Below are 22024 nucleotides of genomic sequence, written 5' to 3'. Positions count from 1 at the left end.
AATGAAATCATATAAAATATTGGCTTTTTTGCTTTTGATTAAATTGAGCCAAGCAACCGCATCATTTGCCCAGGATAAAATTGAGTTAAAGCGTGAACATATATTGATAGACACTGGTTGGCGTTTTGCCTTAGGGCATCCTTACGATGTTAAAAAAGATTTTTACAATGGAACAGGTTATTTTTCTTATCTGGCTAAAACTGGTTATGGAGATGGAGCCGCAGCACCAGGTTTTGACGACAGAACCTGGCGGAAGTTAAATGTGCCACATGATTGGGCAGTTGAACAAGGCTTTGATAAAAATGCAAGCTTAAGTCACGGTTTTAAAGCTATTGGTCGTAATTTTCCAGATGCAAGTGTAGGCTGGTATCGTAAATCGATATCTATCCCAGCTAAAGATTTAGGTCGTAAAATTAGCATAGCTTTTGATGGCGTTTTTAGAAATTCAATCGTTTGGGTTAATGGGCATTACCTGGGTATTGAACCAAGCGGATACCATGGTTTCGAATATGATATTACAGATTATTTAAATTATGGAGGTGAAAATGTAATTGCTGTACGTGTTGATGTAACTATAGAAGAAGGTTGGTTTTACGAAGGTGCCGGTATTTATCGCCATGTTTGGCTTAATAAAACTGCTCCTTTACATATAATACCGAATGGAACCTTTGTACGTAGCACGATAAATAATAATGAGGCACTTGTAAAAGCAAGCGTAACCTTAAAAAATGATGCACTAGAAAATGATAAATTTAATATCAAACAAAGTATTGTCGATGCAAAAGGCAAGGTTGTCGCATCTGGCTCGCTCCAAAATATTGAATTGAATGCATTAACAGAAAAGGAATTTACCATAGATATTCCGGTAGTTAAACCACAATTATGGGATTTGGAAAATCCATATCTGTATCAGCTATTAACGACTATAACAAAAAACGAAGAAGTAATTGATGAGTATAAAACAAACTTCGGAATAAGAACTATAAGATTTGATGCTGATAAAGGCTTCTTTTTAAATGGTAAACGAGTTGAAGTTAAAGGCACAAATAACCATCAGGATCATGCAGGTGTTGGTGTGGCACTACCAGATGAGGTACAATATTTTAGAATCAGTAAGCTAAAAGAAATGGGTAGCAATGCTTATCGTTGCTCGCACAATCCACCAACACCAGAATTACTAGATGCATGCGACAGGTTGGGCATGCTGGTAATTGATGAAAACCGTTTGATGGGCATTACCGAACAGAATTTAAATTACCTTAAAAAGCTAATTATTCGTGATCGCAATCACCCAAGTATCATCAGTTGGTCTATCGGTAATGAGGAATGGAATATTGAAGGCAATATAACAGGTGCCAGAATTGCTAAAACCATGCAGGCATTCGCTAAAACCATCGATACAACAAGGGCGATAACAGCAGCCATAAGCGGAGGTATTGGTAATGGAATTTCGACAACTATTGATTTACTTGGTTATAATTATGTAGCAACAAAAAACACTGATGAGCAACATAAAAAATATCCTGCACAGTTTAGTTGGGGAACAGAAGAAGGATCAACAGTAGCAAGCAGAGGTTTGTACAGCAATAATATGGAAAAGCATGAACTCGCTGCTTACGATACCAGGCAAAATGAGAATTTCCTGAGTTTAGAAGATGGTTGGAAACATTATGCCGCCCGTCCTTATTTAGCAGGAATGTTTATCTGGACCGGTTTTGATTACCGTGGAGAACCAACACCTTTCGGATGGCCATCGGTAGTTTCTTATTTCGGTATGGTTGATTTATGTGGCTTCCCGAAAGATAATACATGGTACTTAAAATCATGGTGGACAGATAAACCTACTTTACACCTCTTGCCACATTGGAACTGGAAAGGGAGCGAAGGAAAGCCAATTGAAGTTAAAGCCTACAGCAACTGCGATGAAGTAGAATTATTCCTGAATAAAAAAAGTTTAGGTAAAAAGCGGATGGAACCCAACGGACATTTAAACTGGACCGTAAATTATACACCTGGAACACTGGAAGCAGTTGGATTTAAAAATGGTAAAAAAATATTAACGGATGAAGTTAAAACAACCTCAAATCCAACCCATGTTTCCATAATACAGGAAGCGATACCTATAGAAAAATCTACTTTAGCCATTTTAAAGGTTGATGTTAGAGATGCTTCTAATCAGGCTGTTCCAACAGCGGTTAATGAGATTGATTTTCAAATCAGTGGCCCGGCCAAAATTATTGGTGTTGGTAATGGAAACCCAACCTCGTTAGAGCCCGACCAATTTATTGAGCATATTGATGTAATTCAAATTAACGATTTTAAAGAAAAACCTATTTCAAATATTGATGATATAACCGAACTTACTACAGATTTAACTGATTGGGATTATGCTTTTAAACAGGAAAGAACACAGGAATTTGGCAAAAAAGTTAAGGCATTAATTTATAGAGGAAACTTTGATTTGGAAGATTGGAATGATGCAACCAAAATCACTTTCTTTTATAAAAGCATAGGCAAACAACAGTCTATTTACATCAACGGGAAAAAAATAGCCGATAAGCTTACAGAAAATAAAAAAGGAAATGCTTTTACACTTGATAAATCAGTACTAAAAGTTGGCAAAAATACCATCGCTATATTGGCAACACCAATTTTGAAAGTTCAAAGCTGGGATAATATTAATGCTGATCCTGGTTTATTTCAGGTGTTAAAACCTGCTGCCGACTGGAAAAGAAAATTATTTAGCGGCTTGGCACAGGTTATTGTACAATCTACTGGCGAAGCAGGAGAAGTTACTTTAAAAGCCTCGTCAAATGGTTTAAAACCGGCCATCATTAAAATAAAATTATAAGTTATGCGCATAAAAATAGCTCAGATTTTTATTTTGCTAAATTGCATAACTGCTTTTGTTTATGCGCAGGATAAAGTCTTTACACTCAAATCACCTAACGGAAACAATGAAATTTTGGTTCAAATTGGGTCTGAAATTAGCTGGTCAGTCAAAAATCAAAATGATGTGGTTTTAGCGCCATCGAATATGTCTTTAACATTAGCAACGGGAGAAGTTTTAGGTGAAAATCCGAAGATCATCAAAACAAATAAAACATCAATAAATACCAGTTTTGTAACACCCATTTATAAAAGAAGTTCGGTTCAGGATAAATACAATCAATTAATTATTGATTTTAAAGGCGATTATAGTCTTACTTTCAGGGCTTACAATGATGGTGTTGCTTATCGGTTTTCTACGGCTAAAAAAGGCGAAATTACGGTAAACAGCGAGGAGGCAAATTTTAATCTATCTGAAGATAAAACTTCATTGATCCCTTATGTTAGAGACTTAAGGGGAGAGGAACAATTTATTTCCTCTTTCGAATCGTTATATACTGAAACCCGAGTATCGGCAATGTTTAATGATTCATTGGCTTTTTTACCTTTAATGTTCAACATCAATTCTGCCAAGAAAGCGGTTATTTTAGAAGCAGATTTGGAAGATTATCCGGGTATGTTTATCAGCAAAAACCCAAAAAACAGTAATTCGTTAAAAGGTTTGTTTGCGCCATATCCGCTGGCAGAAAAGGCTGGTGGTTTTAACAATATGAATTATATGGTTACCCAAAGGGCTGATTATATTGCGAAAACTAAAGGTACAAGAAGCTTTCCATGGCGGGCTGTTGTAATAAGTGAGAACGATAAAGATCTGCTTGATAACGATATGGTGCAGAAGTTGGCTTCACCATCGCGAATTGCTGATATGGATTGGATAAAACCCGGTAAGGTAGCCTGGGATTGGTGGAATGACTGGAACATTAGTGGTGTGGATTTCAAAGCTGGAATAAATACACAAACTTATAAGTATTACATAGATTTTGCAGCAGCAAATAAGGTTGAATATGTGATTTTAGATGAAGGGTGGAGCGATGAAACCGATATGACTAAAGTATCCGACAAGATTAACCTTCCTGAAATCATTACTTACGCAAAACAAAAAAATGTAGGAATAATTCTGTGGGCAAGTTGGTTTGCAGTTTCTAAAGTAATGGATAATGCCTTCGAACAATATTCCAGAATGGGTGTGAAGGGTTTTAAAATAGATTTTTTAGACCGTGATGATCAAAAAATGGTTTCATCAGTTTATCAAATTGCAAAAAATGCTGCTGCTCATAAACTTCTAATCGATTTTCATGGCATGTATAAACCAACTGGCTTACAGCGAACTTATCCAAATGTTTTAAACTTTGAAGGCGTTAAAGGCTTAGAAAATGTAAAATGGACACCAAATGATGATGTTCCCAAATATGATGTAACTATTCCATTTATCAGAATGCTTGCCGGCCCAATGGATTACACGCCAGGAGCAATGCGCAATGCCACTAAAGCGGAATTTAAACCTAGTAACTCAAAACCAATGAGCCAAGGAACACGTTCACATCAATTGGCAACATTTATTGTTTTCGAAGCCCCGTTGCAAATGATGGCCGACAGTCCAACTGCTTATATGAAAGAGCAGGAAAGTACCGATTTTATTGCATCAATTCCTACAGTTTTTATCGAATCGGTGGCGCTGAATGCTGAAGTTGGTGCTTATGCGGCTATTGCCCGAAAACATAATAGCGATTGGTTTATTGGCGCATTAAATAATTGGAATCAAAGAGAAATAACAATAGATTTTTCTTTTTTAGGGAAAGGGAAATTCCAGGCAATTGTATTTAAGGATGGCTTAAATGCAGATAAAGATGCAACCGACTACAAAAGAGAAATTATTGAAGTAAATTCGAATACAAAACTAAAAGTAAATATGTTTGGTGGTGGTGGCTGGGCTGCAAAAGTATATCCGATAAATTAAATTGTTAACGTTTACAGTCAAAAATACAAATATGATTATGAAGCTATTTTTTATGTGCGCAACTGTGTTTCTTACACTAAATTTAAATGCTCAGGAAACTCAATATCAATATTTATCCGGAAAAGATAAAGACCATACTGTTACTTGGGATTTCTTTGTAAATACCGGGATGAAAAGTGGGACTTGGGATAAAATACAAGTGCCATCAAATTGGGAACAACAAGGTTTTGGTACTTACAACTATTATAAAGATACCCAAAATCCTGAAGAAACTGGGCAATACAAATACAAGTTTAAGGTTGCTAAAAGCAATTACGATAAAGAGATTTTCATCGTTTTTGAGGCAGCAATGACAGAGGCTGAAGTAAAAATTAACGGAAAGTCAGCTGGTGCGATACACCAGGGCGGGTTTTATACTTTTCAATACAACATTACACCCCTATTAAATTTTGATGGTGAAAACCTGCTGGAAGTAAAAGTAAGTAAGCAGTCTGCAGATAAATCGGTAAACAATGCAGAAAGGAAAGCAGATTTCTGGCTTTTTGGAGGCCTTTTCAGACCGGTGTATTTAAAAATTTTGCCAAAAGCACATGTAGACAGAATTGCTATCGATGCCAAAGCAAATGGTTCATTTAACCTCGATGCCTACACCGAAAATGCACCATTAGGTTCAGTTTTAAAAGCTCAGGTTCAAAAAATAAGCGGCGAAAAGGTCGGATTAGAAATATCTTCTAAAATTACATCTGTTGAAAATGCTACAAAACTTAAAGGCCAGTTTAAAGATATCAACTTATGGAACCCGGAATCACCAAATCTTTATCAGGTTGTTGTTTCTTTAAGCGATGCCAACGGCCGACTAATCCACCGGATGAAACAAAAATTTGGTTTCAGGACAGCAGAACTTCGCCCGCATGATGGCTTTTATGTAAACAATAAAAAAGTGATTTTCAAAGGTGTTAACAGGCACAGCGAATGGCCTGAATCGGGAAGGACTTTAAGCAAAGTGCTTAACATTGAAGATGTAAAACTGGTTAAGGAGATGAATATGAATGCGGTTCGTATGTCTCATTATCCGCCTGATCCGAGCTTCTTGGATGCCTGCGATTCATTAGGATTATTCGTAATAAATGAATTAACCGGCTGGCAGGCTAAATACGATACCGAAGTTGGCACAAAACTCGTAAAGGAACTCGTTGTTCGGGATGTTAACCACCCATCAATTGTAATGTGGGCAAATGGAAACGAAGGTGGCTTCAATTACGATTTAGATTACCTGTATGCAAAATACGATAACCAGAAACGTTTGGTTATTCATCCTTGGGAGCGCTTCAATGGCACCGATACCAAACACTACCCGGATTATAATTATGTAGTTAATACAGCTTTATACGGAAATGACGTGTTTTTCCCGACCGAGTTTATGCATGGCTTGCACGATGGTGGGCATGGTGCGGGTTTGGATGATTTTTGGTCTATGATGATGAAGCATCCTTACGCAGCAGGTGGATTTTTATGGTCATTTGCTGATGAAGGTGTAACTCGTTTAGACAGAAATGGCCAAATGGATATCCAAGGCAATGCCGCACCAGATGGAATTTTAGGCCCACACCGTGAAAAGGAAGGAAGTTTTTATACCATTAAAGAAATTTGGTCGCCGGTGCAAATTGCTATGAAAGATTTGCCTGCTAATTTTGATGGAAAGGTTTTAGTCGAAAATCAATATAGCTTCACAAACTTAAATCAATGTAGTTTCGAGTGGAAGTTATCAAACCTGCCAAATCCAGTAGCAAATAATCAGCAAAGTCTGGTAGCCTCAGGTAAAATTAAGGGCATTACTTTATCTCCCGGCGAGAAGGGTTTTTTAAGCATTCCACTTCCTGCAAACTGGAAAAGTAACGATGTTTTGTATTTAACAGCTTTTGATGCTTTTAAACAAGAACTTTTTACCTGGAGTTGGGCAATCAAAATGCCTGCTGCTCCAATAACAAATACTGCGAATTCAAAATCCAAAATAAATGTTTCAGAAACTGGTAAGGCTTTAACCCTTGTTGTTGATGGCATTTCTTATCAATTCGATAAAAAAACAGGCTACATCCAGAATGTTAAAAATGCGAAATCCGAAATTTCAATTTCTGGCGGACCAGCTTTGGCGGGTGTTAAATGTGAGCTTAAAGAGTTTAAGCATTATGCCTCGGGCGATGATTACATTATTGAGCCTATTTATAATAACGAAGCGAAATTTAAAGTGAAATGGATTTTCTCATCAGGAAAGACTGTTAAACTCGATTATGAATATAGCGTAAGCGGCGAAGTTGATTTTATGGGCATTACTTTTAACTATCCTGAAGAAAACATCACCGGTATGAAATGGGAAGGAAATGGTCCTTATCGCGTTTGGAAAAATAGATTGAAAGGCACAACTTTTGGCGTTTGGAATAATGATTTTAACAACACCATAACCGGAGAAAGTTGGAAATACCCAGAGTTTAAGGGCTATTATTCAAATGTGTATTGGGTAACGGTAAAGAATAAACAATCACCATTTACAATTTACACCTCAAAAAAGGGCACATTTTTTCAAATGCTAAAACCTCAAAAAGCAGCTGGTGCGACTAATAATAATACCACTCCTGCATTCCCTGATGGCGATTTAGGTTTTTTAGATGGAATTAGTGCAATAGGAACTAAGTTTCAAGCTGCTGAAAAACTTGGTCCGCAGAGCCAAAAAAATATGCAGCTAAATTATTCCTGGAATAAAGGTAGCCTTTGGTTCGATTTTAACTAAAAAGTATAAAATAAATACATGAATAATAAAATAACAGGCTTCGTTGGAAGTGTTTTGATGCTAACTGTATTAACCGTTAATGCACAAAGTTTATTTAATCCTGCAACTGAAGCAAAAATAACTGCATTGATTAAAAAAATGACGCTAGATGAAAAGGTAGGCATGTTGCATGCAAATTCTTCTTTTACTTCAGGAGGTGTAAAACGTTTAGGAATTCCTGAAATGGTTACTTCGGATGGTCCTCATGGCGTTCGTATAGAACATGGAAGAGGTTGGACACCTTTAAAAAATGTAAATGATGCCGGAACGTATCTTCCAACAGGAAATGCACTTGCTGCAACATGGAACCCAAAATTAGGATACGATTTTGGTGCGGTTTTAGGTAGCGAAGCTAAATTTAGAGGAAAAGATGTAATCCTTGGTCCAGGTATTAACATTATTCGTTCGCCGTTAAACGGTCGTAATTTCGAATATCAGAGTGAAGACCCTTATCTAATTTCGCAAATGGCAGTTGGTTATATTAAAGGTGTTCAGGCTCAGGGTGTATCTGCTTCTTTAAAACATTTCGCTGCCAATAATGAAGAAGTAGATAGAGGAACCGTGAATGTGGAAATGAGTGAACGAGCCTTACGCGAAATTTATTTACCGGGCTTTGAGGCTGCCGTTAAAATAGGGCAGGTTAATACGGTAATGGGGGCTTATAATAAGTTCAGGGGGCAATATGCAACGGAAAACAAATATCTGATTAACGATATATTAAAAGGAGAATGGGGTTTTAAAGGCTTGGTGATGAGCGACTGGGGAGCGGTGCATAACACCATGGAAGCATTAGAAAATGGAACCGATTTGGAAATGGGATCTGACATTGGAACACCACCGTTAAAATACGATCAGTTTTTTATGGGCGATACCGTAATTGCTTTAGTTAAAAGCGGCAAAGTTCCGGTTGCTTTAGTAGATGATAAAGTTCGCCGTATTTTAAGAGTGATGTTCAAAACCAATATGATTGCGGCAAAAAGAACGCCTGGTGCATATAATACAAAAGCACATCAACAAACTGCATTAAAGGTTGCCGAAGAAGGAATTGTATTGCTGAAAAATGAGGATAATGTTTTGCCATTGGCTAAAAGTAAAATTAAAAGTATAGCCATTATTGGTCAGAACGCAAATCGCGAAAATGCAATGGGCGGTGGAAGTTCTCAAGTTAAAGCAAAATATGAAATTACGCCTTTGCAAGGGATAAAGAATTTAGTTGGCGGTGGAATAAGTGTACAATATGCACAAGGATATAAAATTGCCCGAAATCAACAGGCAGATGATACATTAATTCAGGAAGCAGTGAATATAGCCAGTAAAACAGATGCCGCTATAATTTTCTGTGGATGGACACACGGTTACGACTATAGCAAATGGGATGATAATGCTTATGATGCAGAAGGTGTGGATAAACCGGATATGAATATGCCTTTCGGGCAAAACGAATTAATTAAAGCCGTTTTAAAAGCCAATCCTAAAACCATTATCGTTTTAATGGGTGGTGGCCCGATAGATGTCCGCGAGTGGGTTGGCGAAAGTAAAGCCATTATCGAAGGCTGGTACCCGGGCATGGAAGGCGGAACAGCTTTAGCTAAAATTATTTTCGGTGAGGTAAATCCATCAGGTAAATTACCGATGACCTTTCCTAAAAAACTGGAAGATTCGCCGGCGCATAAACTTGGCGAATTTCCTGGCGTAAATGGAACTGTACATTATAAGGATGATATATTTGTGGGTTACCGTTATTTCGATACCTATAATGTTGAGCCACAATTTCCATTCGGACATGGTTTATCTTATACCAGTTTCTCCTACCAAAATGCCGTAAAAAAAGTAACGGGAGATAAACAGGTTAGCTATTCAATTGACATTAAAAATACAGGTAAAAAAGATGGGGCGCAAGTTGTGCAGGTCTATGTAGAACCGATTAATCCCTTAGTATCAAGACCTAGAAAAGAATTGAAAGCCTTTGAAAAGGTATTTTTGAAAGCTGGCGAAACCAAAACCGTAAAATTTATACTGAATAAAGATGCTTTTTCTTATTACGATGAAAAGAAAAAAGCATGGGTTGCAGATAAGGGACAATATCTGATTGCTGTAGGCAATTCATCAAAAGACATTCAGGCATCAGGAGAAGTTGTATTCTAATGATTGAGACTGTTTAATTCAGGCTTTTTAAATATATTGACCAAGTAAGACACCTTAGTTAATTTAAGAAAATAATAGTTTAGCTTAATATGCCTAAGGTGTATCTTTGGTCTCTTAGGTGGTAAAACTTACCATTTACAAGGTGATATTTAGATTTATATGTTGCAGTAAGTAGTTTTGAAATCGCAGTAAACAGTTTTAAACTTGCATTGAACAGTTCTATACTTTCAGTTAATGACTCTGTTTAAGAAGTAGGTAACTTATTACCGGAGCAGTTATTCATTTTTATTTTGCAGGCGATAATATTAAGTTTGCGAAAGAATAAAGTTCCGGTCAGCCTCCTTTGATTTTATCTATAAACCTTAAACCCAAGGTAGCTTTTAAATTTAAGTTGACCCATTAATTAGGTGCAAGTCTAAATCTTCGCTGATTTCATCTTTACGTTCTGCATATCACGATACTGATTAGGCGTAAAGCCAGTTTTATCTTTAAAAATTTTAGAAAAATAAAAATTAGATTCGAAGTTTAAATCGTAAGCGATTTGCTTAATGGATTTCTCATGGTTTAATAAATGTTCTTTGGCTCTTTGTATTTTTAATTGTATTAAGTACTGCCCAGGAGATATCCCAACATAGGTTTTGAATATTTTTCGAAAATATGAATAGCTTACTTTTAGTTCGCAGGCAACTTGTTCAGGAGATATATTTTCATCAACATTTGCCCTTAATATCACCCTAGCATTATCTATCATTTTTACCAGTTCTTCTTTACCATTAAAACTTACCTGTTTGGTGCTACTGTGTATGTGACCTAAAAGATAAAGAACAGCACCAGAAATTAATGATTGATATCCAGACTTTTCTTCTTTGGTTCTTTCTATAATTTCGAGCAATGAATTTAATATACGTTCGTTAAAACCTAAATCAGTAATGGGTATTTCTTTGTTGAAAAAATTGTTTGATATTAAATTTTCAATTATTCCGCCTTTAAAACCAATCCAATACTCATCCCAGCCTGTATCTGTATTTGGTTTATAACGATGCCTTTCGCCAGGAAATAAAAGTATTATGTTACCTGCAGCAATTTCTTGTTTACCTGCCGATTCTGATTCAAAGAAACCTTTGCCCTTTGTAATATATATTAGTTGAAATTCATTCAATACGCGGCCATTATCCCATGTGAAGTTATGGTGTGAAGGATGATTTTTGTAAGGGTAAGCCTGCTCGGGCTCAATACGAGTACATCCGGCATTTAGCACATACAAGCCCCATATTTTTTCATCTTCGCTTACAGGAAGATATTTGAAATAGTTAACCATATCCCTTAATTGAATTAGTGGAACTTATCATAAGTGTTATAATTTTTTCAAAATAGCGAACTCATATTTAAAAGGCATGTAAAAGTCAAAATTTATAATCGAATAATCAAATCGTGTATTTTCTATCGCTAATGCAAAGCCTAATTTTATCATAATAACTAAATCAAACAGTTACTAACCAAATACTAAAGAATTCATGAAGATTTTTACATCCCAAAACCTTTTTAGGAAGGTTATGCTCAATTACTTAATTGGCATCTGCGCAACCGCGTGTTTCTTTTTAATTTCAGTGCCGTTAATGGCCCAATCCCAATCGATAACTGTTACCGGAAAGGTCACGTCTTCCACTGGCGACCTATTACCCGGAGTAAGCATTATGGTTAAGGGTAGTCAAATTACATCAAGTTCCGATGGAGAAGGAAATTATAAGATAACCGTTCCGAACAACAACTCAATACTTGTTTTTTCATTTATTGGATTTAAAGCTGCCGAAATTCAGGTCGGAAACAGAACGATTGTTAATGCTAAATTAACCGAGCAAACTCAGGCATTAGATGATGTTGTGGTAGTTGCCTATGGAACAACCACGCAAAGAAGTTCTACAGGGGCACTGCAAACGGTTAATTCAAAAGAACTTCAGGACATACCTGCCGCCCAGATTACGCAAAAACTTCAGGGCAAGCTTGCCGGTGTGCAAATTAACCAGGCTTCTGGGAAACCAGGGCAAGGTTTACAAGTGCGCATACGTGGTAGCGCATCAATTAGCACAGGTAACGCGCCATTATATGTTGTTGATGGTTTCCCGATAGCAGGAGATATCAGCAATATCAATCCGGATGAAATTGAAAACATAACGGTTTTAAAGGATGCTGCATCAACCTCTTTATATGGTTCAAGAGCCGCTTTTGGGGTTGTCGTTGTAACCACTAAAAGTGCAAAATCTGGTCAAACAAATATATCTGCAAGTGTATATACAGGTACACAACAGGTACCTCAAAAAGGAAGGCCTGATATGATGAATGGAACAGAGTGGGCGCAATTTAAAAAAGAATATTACGAAGATTTGGGTCAACCCGTACCTGTTCCATTACAAAATCCGGCTCAATACGGAGAAGGGGTTGATTGGTACGATGCAATGTTGCGTTCAGCTCCTATAACCAATTATAGCATTTCTATTAATACCAATAAAGAAAATTTTAGCAGTGCTATTGTTGCAGGTTATTTAAAACAGGATGGTGTTTTGCTAAATTCTAACTACGAACGTTTTTCTGTCCGTTTAAATTCAACCTTTAAATTAAATGAGAAACTTAAATTAGGATTCAACTTAGCACCTACACATACGGTAAATAATTCGCCTGCAACAGACGGAACGTTTTTCGGTGGTGGTGGTTTAATCAACAATGCTTTGTTAACGCCGCCAGTGCTTAATTATCAAAATCCTGATGGAACATACCCTGTTTCTGTAACCACACCAGGAATTACCTCTTTCCCAACACCAAACTGGGTAAGGTCTATTCAGGATATTACAAACAAGGCAAAAGACAATAGGATCCTTTCTAATGGCTACCTGGAGTATGAGCCAATCCCTAAATTAATTTTAAAATCAAGCATTAATGTAGATTTTGCTCAATCATTATTTCACTCTTTTCAGCCATCTACCGCATCAAGAAGTTTTGCTTCAGCACCTAGTGCACTTTCTGCAAATGTGTTCGATTCAAATTATCAATATCTTTCCTGGTTATCAGAAAACACTATCGGTTATTCGAAACAAATTAAGGACCATAATTTTGATATTTTAGGTGGTTTCACCAAACAGAAGTTCCGTAGTGATTATAGTGCCATAAGCGGTTCTAATTTCCCGGATGACAGGATTGAGACAATTAGTGCTGCACTGGTTAAAAACAACCCATCTTCTGATATACAAGAATGGAGTTTAGTATCGTTTTTGGCTAAATTTAATTATAACTACAAAGGCAAGTATTTTCTTGCTGCAAGTGTACGCCGCGATGGTTCTTCTCGCTTCGGTGTAGATAATAAGTGGGGTAACTTCCCATCCGTATCTGCAGGCTGGGTTGTAAGTGAAGAATCATTTTTAAGCAATTTTAAAACCATATCATTTTTAAAACTTCGTGGTAGTTATGGCCTAACTGGTAACAATAATCTCCCAAATTATGAGCAATATGCAACTGTTGCCGGCGGTGTAAATAGTGCTTTTGGCTCTACAATTAACAGTGGCGCAGCAGTAACCAGATTAGGTAATACAGAGTTGGCATGGGAATCGACCAAACAATTTGATTTTGGTGTGGATTTGGCTTTGTTTAACAACCGAATTAATTTTACCTATGATTATTATACTAAAAAAACCTCTAACCTGTTATTTCAATTACCAGTTCCCCGTGAGTCAGGATTTTCATCATTTACAGGTAATGTTGGTTCAATTAAATTTTGGGGGCATGAATTTGCAGTTACCTCAAACAATTTAGTGGGTAACTTTAAATGGAATACAAATTTTAATATTGCATTTAGTGATAATAAAGTACTTGCACTATCTTCTTTAAGCAATGATTTGTTCGTGTCTGATGGTACTGCACATACCATAACCAGGGTAGGAGAAAGAATAGGTCAGTTTTGGGGATTAATACAGGATGGTGTATATAAAGACCAGGCTGATTTCAATAATTCTCCAAAAAGCGTAAACTCGCAGGTTGGAACAATAAAATTCAGAGATTTAAATGGCGATGGTGTAATTAAATATGGTGATGCAGAAGGCGACAGGACGGTTATTGGTAATCCGTTCCCGAAATTTGTTTTTGGCTTTACCAATAGCTTTGCTTATAAAAACTTTGATTTATCTGTTGTTGCAAGTGGTTCTTATGGTAATGATATTGCGAGAATGATGGATGAAGGCACAACAAACCTGGATGGTGTATTTAATGTGCTTAAAGAGGTGAAAGATCGCTGGCGTTCGCCGCAAAACCCTGGTGCGGGCAAATATGGTAAAACAACTGCATCTACCGGTGATGATCGTGCGCAGTTTCATACCCGTTTTATACAGGATGGAAGTTACTTAACCATAAAAAATATTACATTAGGCTATACACTGCCAGTTGAAAAGATAAAATGGTTAAAGAGTGTTAGGTTATACACGAGTGTACAACAGGCATTTGTTTTTACCAACTATGATGGTATAAATCCTGAAATTGGTACTGATCTTAACGGTAATGCACCAAGTTCATTAAAACAAGGTTTAGACTATTCAGCTTATCCGGTGCCAAGAACATTTACGCTTGGTTTAAATGTAAATCTTAAATAACTTTTAATCAGACAATCATGAAAAAAAATATAATTTTATCATTCATCCTGGTAATATCATTGGCAGGATGTAAAAAATCCTTTTTAGAAATTCCTCAAAAAACAGGATTAAGTACAAACATATTCTTTAAATCTGAGAGTGATTTTCAACAGGCAATAAATGGCGCTTACGCTCCTTTAAGAGGTCTTTACAGCGGTAACAACGGAGCTTGGGCAATGGGAGAGCAGCGTTCGGATAATACCACTTATAAATATAATCCAAATGATAGAGGTTCTATTCAATCGGAATATATTAAAGATTTTACCGATGATGCCAATAGCCCGGTTACCGCAAACAAATACTTTACAGATTATACAATTATCGCCAGGGCAAACCAAGTACTTGACCCTATTGATGCGGTAGAATTTAACGCGGCATCAAAAAATAATATTAAAGGCCAGGCTTATTTTTTACGTGCATTTGCTTATTTCGATTTGGTTCAGTACTTCGGGCAGGTTCCAATTCACTTAAAACCGGTTACAACACTTGATGGTACTTCGCTTCCACTTTCTAGCGTAGAAACTGTTTACAATCAGATTATTTCTGATGCAAAGCAAGCCGCAACTTTGTTACCTAATAAGGCGGCGCAAGAAGCAGGTCGTGCAACATCAGGCGCAGCTAAAACTTTACTTGGAAACGTTTATGTGGTTTTAAAGAGGTGGGCAGAAGCCGAGGCAATATTAAAAGAGGTAACCGGGTATAGCCTTTTATCAGATTACAATAATGTTTTTAGTCCTTCACAAAAAAATAATAGTGAATCAATTTTTGAGGTACAATTTAAAGAAGGGCCTGAGGGTTTAGCAAGTAACTTCTTTTATACTTTCTTAATTCAGCCAATTTCTGCTGCAGAAATTACTGCTGTAACCGGCATAGCAGAAGTGCCAAGAACCATTCAGGGATTTAACTTACCAACGCCCGATATGATTGCTGCCTACGAGCCTGGAGATAAGCGTAAAGACGCTTCAATCGGTTTTTTAACGGCAAGTGGAGTAACTTATCCGTACATTAAAAAATATGCCCACGCACATGCCAATACAAATAATACTAATGATAACTGGCCAGTTTACCGTTATGCAGAAGTTTTACTGTTCTTAGCAGAAGCTGCAAATGAGCAAAACAGACCAGGAGAAGCTTTAACTTATTTAAATATGGTTAGAGCAAACCCTCGAACTGGTTTAGCGCCTAGTATTGCTGCTGGCCAAGCAGCGGTTAGAGATGCAATTTTAGTCGAAAGAAGGATAGAACTTGCATTTGAAAACAAAAGATGGTTAGATTTAGTGAGAACAGGCAATGCCGATCAGGTAATGAAAGCTTTTGGAACAAGATTTAAAGCAAACCCATTAAGCTATTATTTTCCTGCAGGTATAACGCCATCGCCGGGTTCTTATACAAATATTAGATTGTTATTCCCGCTTCCAGCATCAGAAGCTGCGTTGAGTCCGTTTTTTTAGTAATTTAAGTGGCCGTAATATCCGGCTAAAAAATCAATAGATAAAGCTTGTCGTCATTCTCAACTTAAAGGGAATGACGCTCTTTTTTACATTAACATAAACCTATAATAATGCATCAAATACAAAAATATTCTATAGCCATTTTATTTTTTTTGGCTTATTCTGTTTGCTCTGCAAAGCCTGCTGCACTAGAACCGATAAACTTAAAATGCGAGTTATATAGCAATCCACTTGGTGTTGATGTAATGCAACCTGGTTTAAGTTACATCATTAATTCAGATTTGGGTAGTAGGGGCATTGAGCAAACCGCTTATCAGATAATCGTATCAAGCACAGCCATTAACCTGCAAAAAAACTACGGGGATTTATGGGATTCAAAGAAAGTTACTTCAAGCAAGATGTCGTTTATTAAATATTCTGGCTTTAATTTAAAATCGGGTAGAACGTATTTCTGGAAAGTAAGGATTTGGGATAATAGTGGTAATGTTTCAAAATGGAGTTTGCCGGCTAAATGGACAATGGGTATTTTAACCGACAAAGAGTGGAATGCAGATTGGATAAGTGCTAATGGTGCAGAAAAATTTGCACTTACGCCTTTTGGTTATCGTGCAGAGACCAGTTCATCAGAAATGGAAACAAAATGGGTACAGGTTGATTTAAAAAAATCATCTCCAATATCATCGGTACGGCTAACGCCAATGTTTTTTGAAGATCGTGCTGGATACGGTTTCCCTTCACGTTTCAAAGTAGAAGTAGCTGATGATGAAAAATTCACTAATCCTATTGTTATCGCAGATTACACAGCTACAGGATTTAGAAATCCTGGTTGGAAGCCTGTATCCATTTCAGTAAAAAATACATCAGGTAGATTTGTAAGATTAACCGCCAATAAATTATGGAAATGGGGTAACAGCTTTCAATTTGCACTTAGGCAGATGGAGGTTTTTTCAAATGGGAAAAATATAGCTTCAGGAATGCCTGTACAAGCATCAGAAAGTAGTGAGAAAAATGGATGGACAAAGAAAAACATAACAGATGAGCCTGAAGATCGCCAATCGCTGCCAAACTATTCCTCAATGTCGCTGAGAAAAGATTTTGACGTAAATAAAAATTTGGTGAGGGCAGTGGTGTTTGTTAGTGGCATGTCTGAATTTGAGTTAAGTGTAAATGGTAAAAAAGTTGGTTCAGATTTATTGGCTCCAGGGTGGACAGAATATAAGAAAACCATTTTATACAACTCATACGATATTACGGATAGAGTTTTGCCGGGAGCCAATGCTATTGGAATTGTTTTAGGCAATGGCATGTATAACATTCAACCCGATTCTATTCGTTACGTTAAATTTCTAAATGCTTATGGGCCATTAAAAGCGATAGCTCAATTGCGTTTAGAATATACTGATGGAACTGTAAAAACGGTTGGTACAGATAAATCATGGCAGGTTTCGCCTGGGCCAATAACCTATTCAAACATGTTTGGCGGAGAAGATTACGATGCAAATCTTGAAATTGAAGGCTGGAATAAACCTAACTTTAAAATTAGTAATAAATGGAGCCAGGCAGTGGAAACCAAAGGCGGCCCTGGCGGTAAATTGAAAGGAACCTCAGCTGCAGCACCTCAGGTAAAAGTTATTGAAACCAGAAAAGCTGTTAAAATTATAAAGATTAAAGATAACCTTTGGATTTATGATTTCGGACAAAATGCTTCTATGATGCCAAAGCTTACAGTTATTGGTAAAAAAGGAGATTATGTTCGTATGATTCCATCTGAGCTTTTAGGAGAAAATGGACTAGTTGATCGAAAGTCTGCCACTCAGGATGGCGTGAGACCGGCCTGGTGGCAATATACACTTAAAGGAAATGGCCAAGAAAATTGGAAGCCAAAATTCTTTTATCAGGGTGCGAGATATGTACAGGTAGAGTTATTTACGGCCAAGAAGGGCAGTAAATTACCTGTAGTAACCGCATTGGAGGATATGATTGTCCATTCCTCTTCTACCCCTGTAGGAAAATTTTCGACCTCCAACAAATTGTTTAATCAAATATATGATTTGGTTAGATGGGCACAGAGAAGCAATATGCAAAGCCTGATGACGGATTGCCCTCATCGCGAGAAAATGGGCTGGTTAGAAGAAAACCACCTTAACGGCCCATCGCTAAGGTACAATTTTGACATGTCGCCGCTTTTTAGAAAAACGATGAGTGATATGGCTGATGCACAGTTATCAAACGGCTTTGTACCTAATATCGCTCCCGAATATTTTATTGCAGGATCTTCCGATTTAAGCAACGGCTTTCGTAACTCAACAGAGTGGGGAAGTTCATTTATTATTGTTCCATGGCAGCAATATTTATTTTCGGGAGATATTTCCTTGCTGGAGCGTTATTATGATAGAATGAAAGACTATGTTAACTTTTTAGCTTCAACAGCTAAAAGCAATATCATTACAACAGGTTTAGGCGATTGGTATGATATTGGACCAAAGCCAGCCTGGGGTTCTCAACTTACACCAGAAGCTTTTACCGGAACGGCTATCTATTATTACGATAACCTAATTCTTTACAACATTGCAAAAGAGCTTAATAAGGAAGATGACGCTGCATTCTATAAACAATCAAGCGAGCAGATTCGTAAATCTTTCAATGAAAAATTTTTTAATAAAGAAACTGGATTATATGCAACAGGTTCAAATACTACATCGGCTATGCCTTTATTTTTAAATATTGTTGAACCACAAAACCGCACCAAACTTTTTAATTCTTTAGTCGATTCTATTCGCAAAAATAATAACAGCTTCAATTCTGGTGAAGTAGGTTACAGGTTTTTATTAAGAGCCCTGGCGGATGGTGGTCGTTCTGATGTAGTTTACGATATGAATAATCAATCTGATAAGCCTGGTTATGGTTATCAGATAAAGAAAGGTGCAACTAGTTTAACCGAAAAATGGGATGCTGGGGTAGGAGATTTTGGCTCGCAAAATCATTTTATGTCGGGGCAGATTAACGAATGGTTTTTTAATGATTTAGTTGGCATAAGTCCAGACGAATCAGGGCCTGGATTTAGAAAGATAATAATCAAACCAGCCCTTCTTAGTCAACTTAATTGGGTAAACGGCGAATTTAAATCTATAAGTGGAAATATTAACTGCAGCTGGAAACGTAATAAAGATGGGATAAATCTTGATGTTGTAATTCCTGTTAATACAAGTGCAACTATCTTTATTCCATGCAGCGATGTTGGTTTGCTTACAGAAAGCGGGATGCCAGTAAATAACGTTAAAGGATTAAAATTCTTAAAATCAGAATCAGATAAATTAGTGTTTGAGGCTAAATCAGGCGCATATCACTTTCTTATAAAAAATAAATCCTGATTTTACCCCACCAATTGAATATTACACAAACACTATGAATAAAAATACATTTAAGGTTGGTTTATTTGCCATTGGTTTAGATACCTATTGGAACCAATTTGAGGGCCTTGAAGAGCGATTGAAAGGTTATCTTTCTACCGTTGAAGATAAAATTACTACCATGCATCCCGATGTTGTTAATGTTGGGTTAATAGATAATATTGATAAGGCTTTTGAAGCGGGCGATAGATTTAGAACGGAAAAAGTAGACCTAATATTTTTGTATGTAACTACTTACGCACTTTCTTCTACGGTTTTGCCCATCGTTCAGCGGGCAAAAGTTCCGGTAATTATTCTTAATATTTCTCCTGAACCAGCTATTGATTATGAAAAGTTTAATCAGATGGACGATAGAGTAAAAATGACTGCTGAATGGTTGGCATTTTGTTCTGCTTGCCCGGTACCAGAAATTGCAAATGTATTTAATAGAACAGGCATTAAATTTTATCAGATAACTGGTATGCTTCACGATGATGAGGAATGCTGGCAAGAAGTTTCTCAATGGATTGAAGCTGGTCGGGTCGCCAATATTATGTCGTACAACAGGTTGGGTTGTATGGGCCATTATTACAGTGGTATGCTTGATATATATTCAGATTTGACTCAACAATATGCTCATTTTGGTGGTCATGTTGAACTCTTAGAGGTAGATGAATTAGCTGCTTTAAGAAAATCTGTAAGCGAAACTGAAATAAATGCCCGAATAGAATATTTTAAAAATCAGTTTGAAGTTGAAGAAGATTGTTCTTTGCAAGCATTAAGTGATTCGGCAAGAACATCAATTGCTCTTGATATGCTGGTTGAAAAGTACAAGCTGGGTTCAATGGCATATTATTATAAAGGAACAGGTAATCAGGAAAATGAAAATACTATTAGTTCTATCATTTTGGGTAATTCTTTACTTACTGCCCGTGGAATTCCTGTTGCCGGCGAATACGAAATTAAAAATGCACAAGCTATGAAAATCATGGATAGTTTTGGAGCAGGTGGTTCTTTCACGGAGTATTATGCTATGGATTTTAAAAATGATGTGGTGCTAATGGGGCATGATGGACCCGGGCATATTGCTATTGCAGAGGGAAAAACTAAAGTAAAGCCGTTAAAAGTATACCATGGAAAAGTAGGAAGCGGTTTGTCTGTAGAAATGTCGGTAAAAAATGGTCCTGTAACCCTCCTTTCTGTTGCTGAAACAAAAGATGGAAAATTAATGCTTTTGGTAGCTGAAGGAGCATCTGTAAGTGGACCAATATTGCAAATAGGCAATACGAATAGTCGCTATAAATTTAGTATAGGTGCAAGAAAATTTGTAAATGACTGGAATGCCAATGGTCCGGCCCATCATTGCGCTGTAGGCATTGGGCATATTGCCGATAAGGTAGAGAAACTGGGTCAATTATTAAATATGACTGTAATAAAAGTTTGTTAATAGCATTAATAAAGGCATTATAATAATTTAACAACTTATAATATTACTCCATTAGAAAAGGATTAACAAAACTATCTTTAATAAAAAAAATAAGTAAACAATTCAGAATTAACCTCGCAAATTTATTGAGTACATTCTAACCAAATATTTCATGAAACCTCAACATCTAAATATCATCAATATTGAAAGTCAGTCTTTTAGCGTAAGAAAGGATTTATATGCGAATATTAACAATAGATGGCACTATCATAAGCAACTCGAACTCATTACCTTTCATAAAGGTACCGGTACTCAATTCGTAGGAGATAATATCAGGAATTTTGGTCCGGGAGATGTGGTTCTCATCGGAAGTGACTTACCACATTATTGGAAATATGATAACTGCTTTATTAACGATAAGGAAAATCAGGAACCTTATTCAACTGTGATTCACTTTTTTGATAATTTTTTAGGAGATAGGTTTCTCATGCTCCCGGAATTAGGCAATATGCGATCACTGTTAGAAATAGCAAAAAGAGGCATACTGATTAAAGCAAATGATGCATGTGAAATAGCAGAAAAAATTGAAGCTGTTTATAATTCACAGGGAATGGTGAGAATAATCCGGCTATTGGATTGCCTGAATATAATAAGTAAAATTCCAGCACCAACTCTACTTACAAGCATTGGTTTTAAACAAGATTTTAAAGAATCTGAAAACGAAAGAATGGATAATATCTATAATTTCGTAATTAACAATTTTAAAAATAAGATAGAACTTGATGAGGTAGCCAGTATAGCAGGTATGTCTGCAAGTTCTTTTTGCAGGTATTTTAAAACCCGAACCGGTAAAACATTCATGAATTTTCTTGCAGATATGCGGGTTGGTTATGCTTGCAAATTAATACTTGATAACAAATTAAACATGAAAAATATATGTTATGAATCAGGATTCAATAATTTTTCATGCCTGCATAAAAACTTTAAAACTATTACAGGAATGACACCAAAAGATTACAAACACCATCACAATATTAGGTGAAATTAACATAATTGTTGCATATCATTTACTATTGTGTTAAAATCTATTAATAAGTGGTCAATTTGAGCAAATTTCAGGTATATAAAATTTGTTTCTTTGATTATTAAATAATACCTAACCAGATATTTCTTTGATGAAAGAAGACTAATATTCTTAAACATCAAAATGTCTACATATAAAAAGAATAACAAATTTTATAAAGTTCTCAACTGTCTATATCAGGTTTTTGCC

Annotated in this window: 10 protein-coding genes; 9 read left to right on the top strand and 1 reads right to left on the bottom strand. The window is 36.5% G+C overall.

The features are described 5' to 3' along the window. The first annotated feature begins 1 nt into the window (after position 1). From galA to IEV50_RS06460, 4 genes are read left to right on the top strand one after another with little or no spacing between them, the layout of a single operon-like run. Positions 2 to 2851: a beta-galactosidase GalA gene (gene galA, locus IEV50_RS06475; protein WP_188412427.1), complete on the top strand. Its 2850-nt coding sequence runs from the start codon at positions 2 to 4 to the stop codon at positions 2849 to 2851. 3 nt (positions 2852 to 2854) lie between these two features. Then, positions 2855 to 4846, top strand: coding sequence for a retaining alpha-galactosidase (locus tag IEV50_RS06470; RefSeq protein ID WP_188412426.1), 1992 nt, complete (start codon positions 2855 to 2857; stop codon positions 4844 to 4846). Positions 4847 to 4883: 37 nt separating this feature from the next. Further along, positions 4884 to 7631 (top strand): glycoside hydrolase family 2 protein, encoded by a 2748-nt coding sequence (locus IEV50_RS06465; protein ID WP_229746655.1) that lies wholly within the window; start codon positions 4884 to 4886, stop codon positions 7629 to 7631. Between the two features lie 18 nt (positions 7632 to 7649). Next, a complete protein-coding gene (locus IEV50_RS06460; RefSeq protein WP_188412424.1) occupies positions 7650 to 9815 on the top strand; it encodes a glycoside hydrolase family 3 C-terminal domain-containing protein in 2166 nt (721 codons plus the stop codon). Positions 9816 to 10230: 415 nt separating this feature from the next. Here IEV50_RS06460 and IEV50_RS06455 read toward each other — a convergent pair whose 3' ends face one another. Next, positions 10231 to 11133 carry an AraC family transcriptional regulator gene (locus IEV50_RS06455; protein ID WP_188412423.1) on the bottom strand — a complete coding sequence of 301 codons (903 nt, stop codon included), beginning with the start codon at positions 11131 to 11133 and terminating at the stop codon, positions 10231 to 10233. 298 nt (positions 11134 to 11431) lie between these two features. On the opposite strand from IEV50_RS06455, the gene IEV50_RS06450 reads away from it, so the two are divergent. The 5 genes from IEV50_RS06450 (at position 11432) to IEV50_RS06430 (ending at position 21793) form a co-directional block, all read left to right on the top strand. Further along, entirely contained in the window at positions 11432 to 14446 is a 3015-nt protein-coding gene (locus IEV50_RS06450; protein ID WP_229746654.1) for a SusC/RagA family TonB-linked outer membrane protein, read from the top strand. Between the two features lie 17 nt (positions 14447 to 14463). Next, entirely contained in the window at positions 14464 to 15936 is a 1473-nt protein-coding gene (locus IEV50_RS06445; RefSeq protein WP_188412421.1) for a RagB/SusD family nutrient uptake outer membrane protein, read from the top strand. Positions 15937 to 16046: 110 nt separating this feature from the next. After that, entirely contained in the window at positions 16047 to 19307 is a 3261-nt protein-coding gene (locus tag IEV50_RS06440) for a family 78 glycoside hydrolase catalytic domain (RefSeq protein WP_188412420.1), read from the top strand. Between the two features lie 34 nt (positions 19308 to 19341). Next, positions 19342 to 20772 carry an arabinose isomerase gene (locus tag IEV50_RS06435; protein ID WP_188412419.1) on the top strand — a complete coding sequence of 477 codons (1431 nt, stop codon included), beginning with the start codon at positions 19342 to 19344 and terminating at the stop codon, positions 20770 to 20772. Between the two features lie 151 nt (positions 20773 to 20923). Next, positions 20924 to 21793 carry an AraC family transcriptional regulator gene (locus tag IEV50_RS06430; protein WP_188412418.1) on the top strand — a complete coding sequence of 290 codons (870 nt, stop codon included), beginning with the start codon at positions 20924 to 20926 and terminating at the stop codon, positions 21791 to 21793. Positions 21794 to 22024 lie beyond the last annotated feature (231 nt).

Origin of the sequence: Pedobacter mendelii (assembly GCF_014635725.1) — a bacterium.
Classification (GTDB): Bacteria; Bacteroidota; Bacteroidia; order Sphingobacteriales; family Sphingobacteriaceae; genus Pedobacter; species Pedobacter mendelii.
The sequence above is the reverse complement of the archived record's forward strand: the minus strand, read 5'-3'. Positions and strand labels throughout refer to the sequence as shown.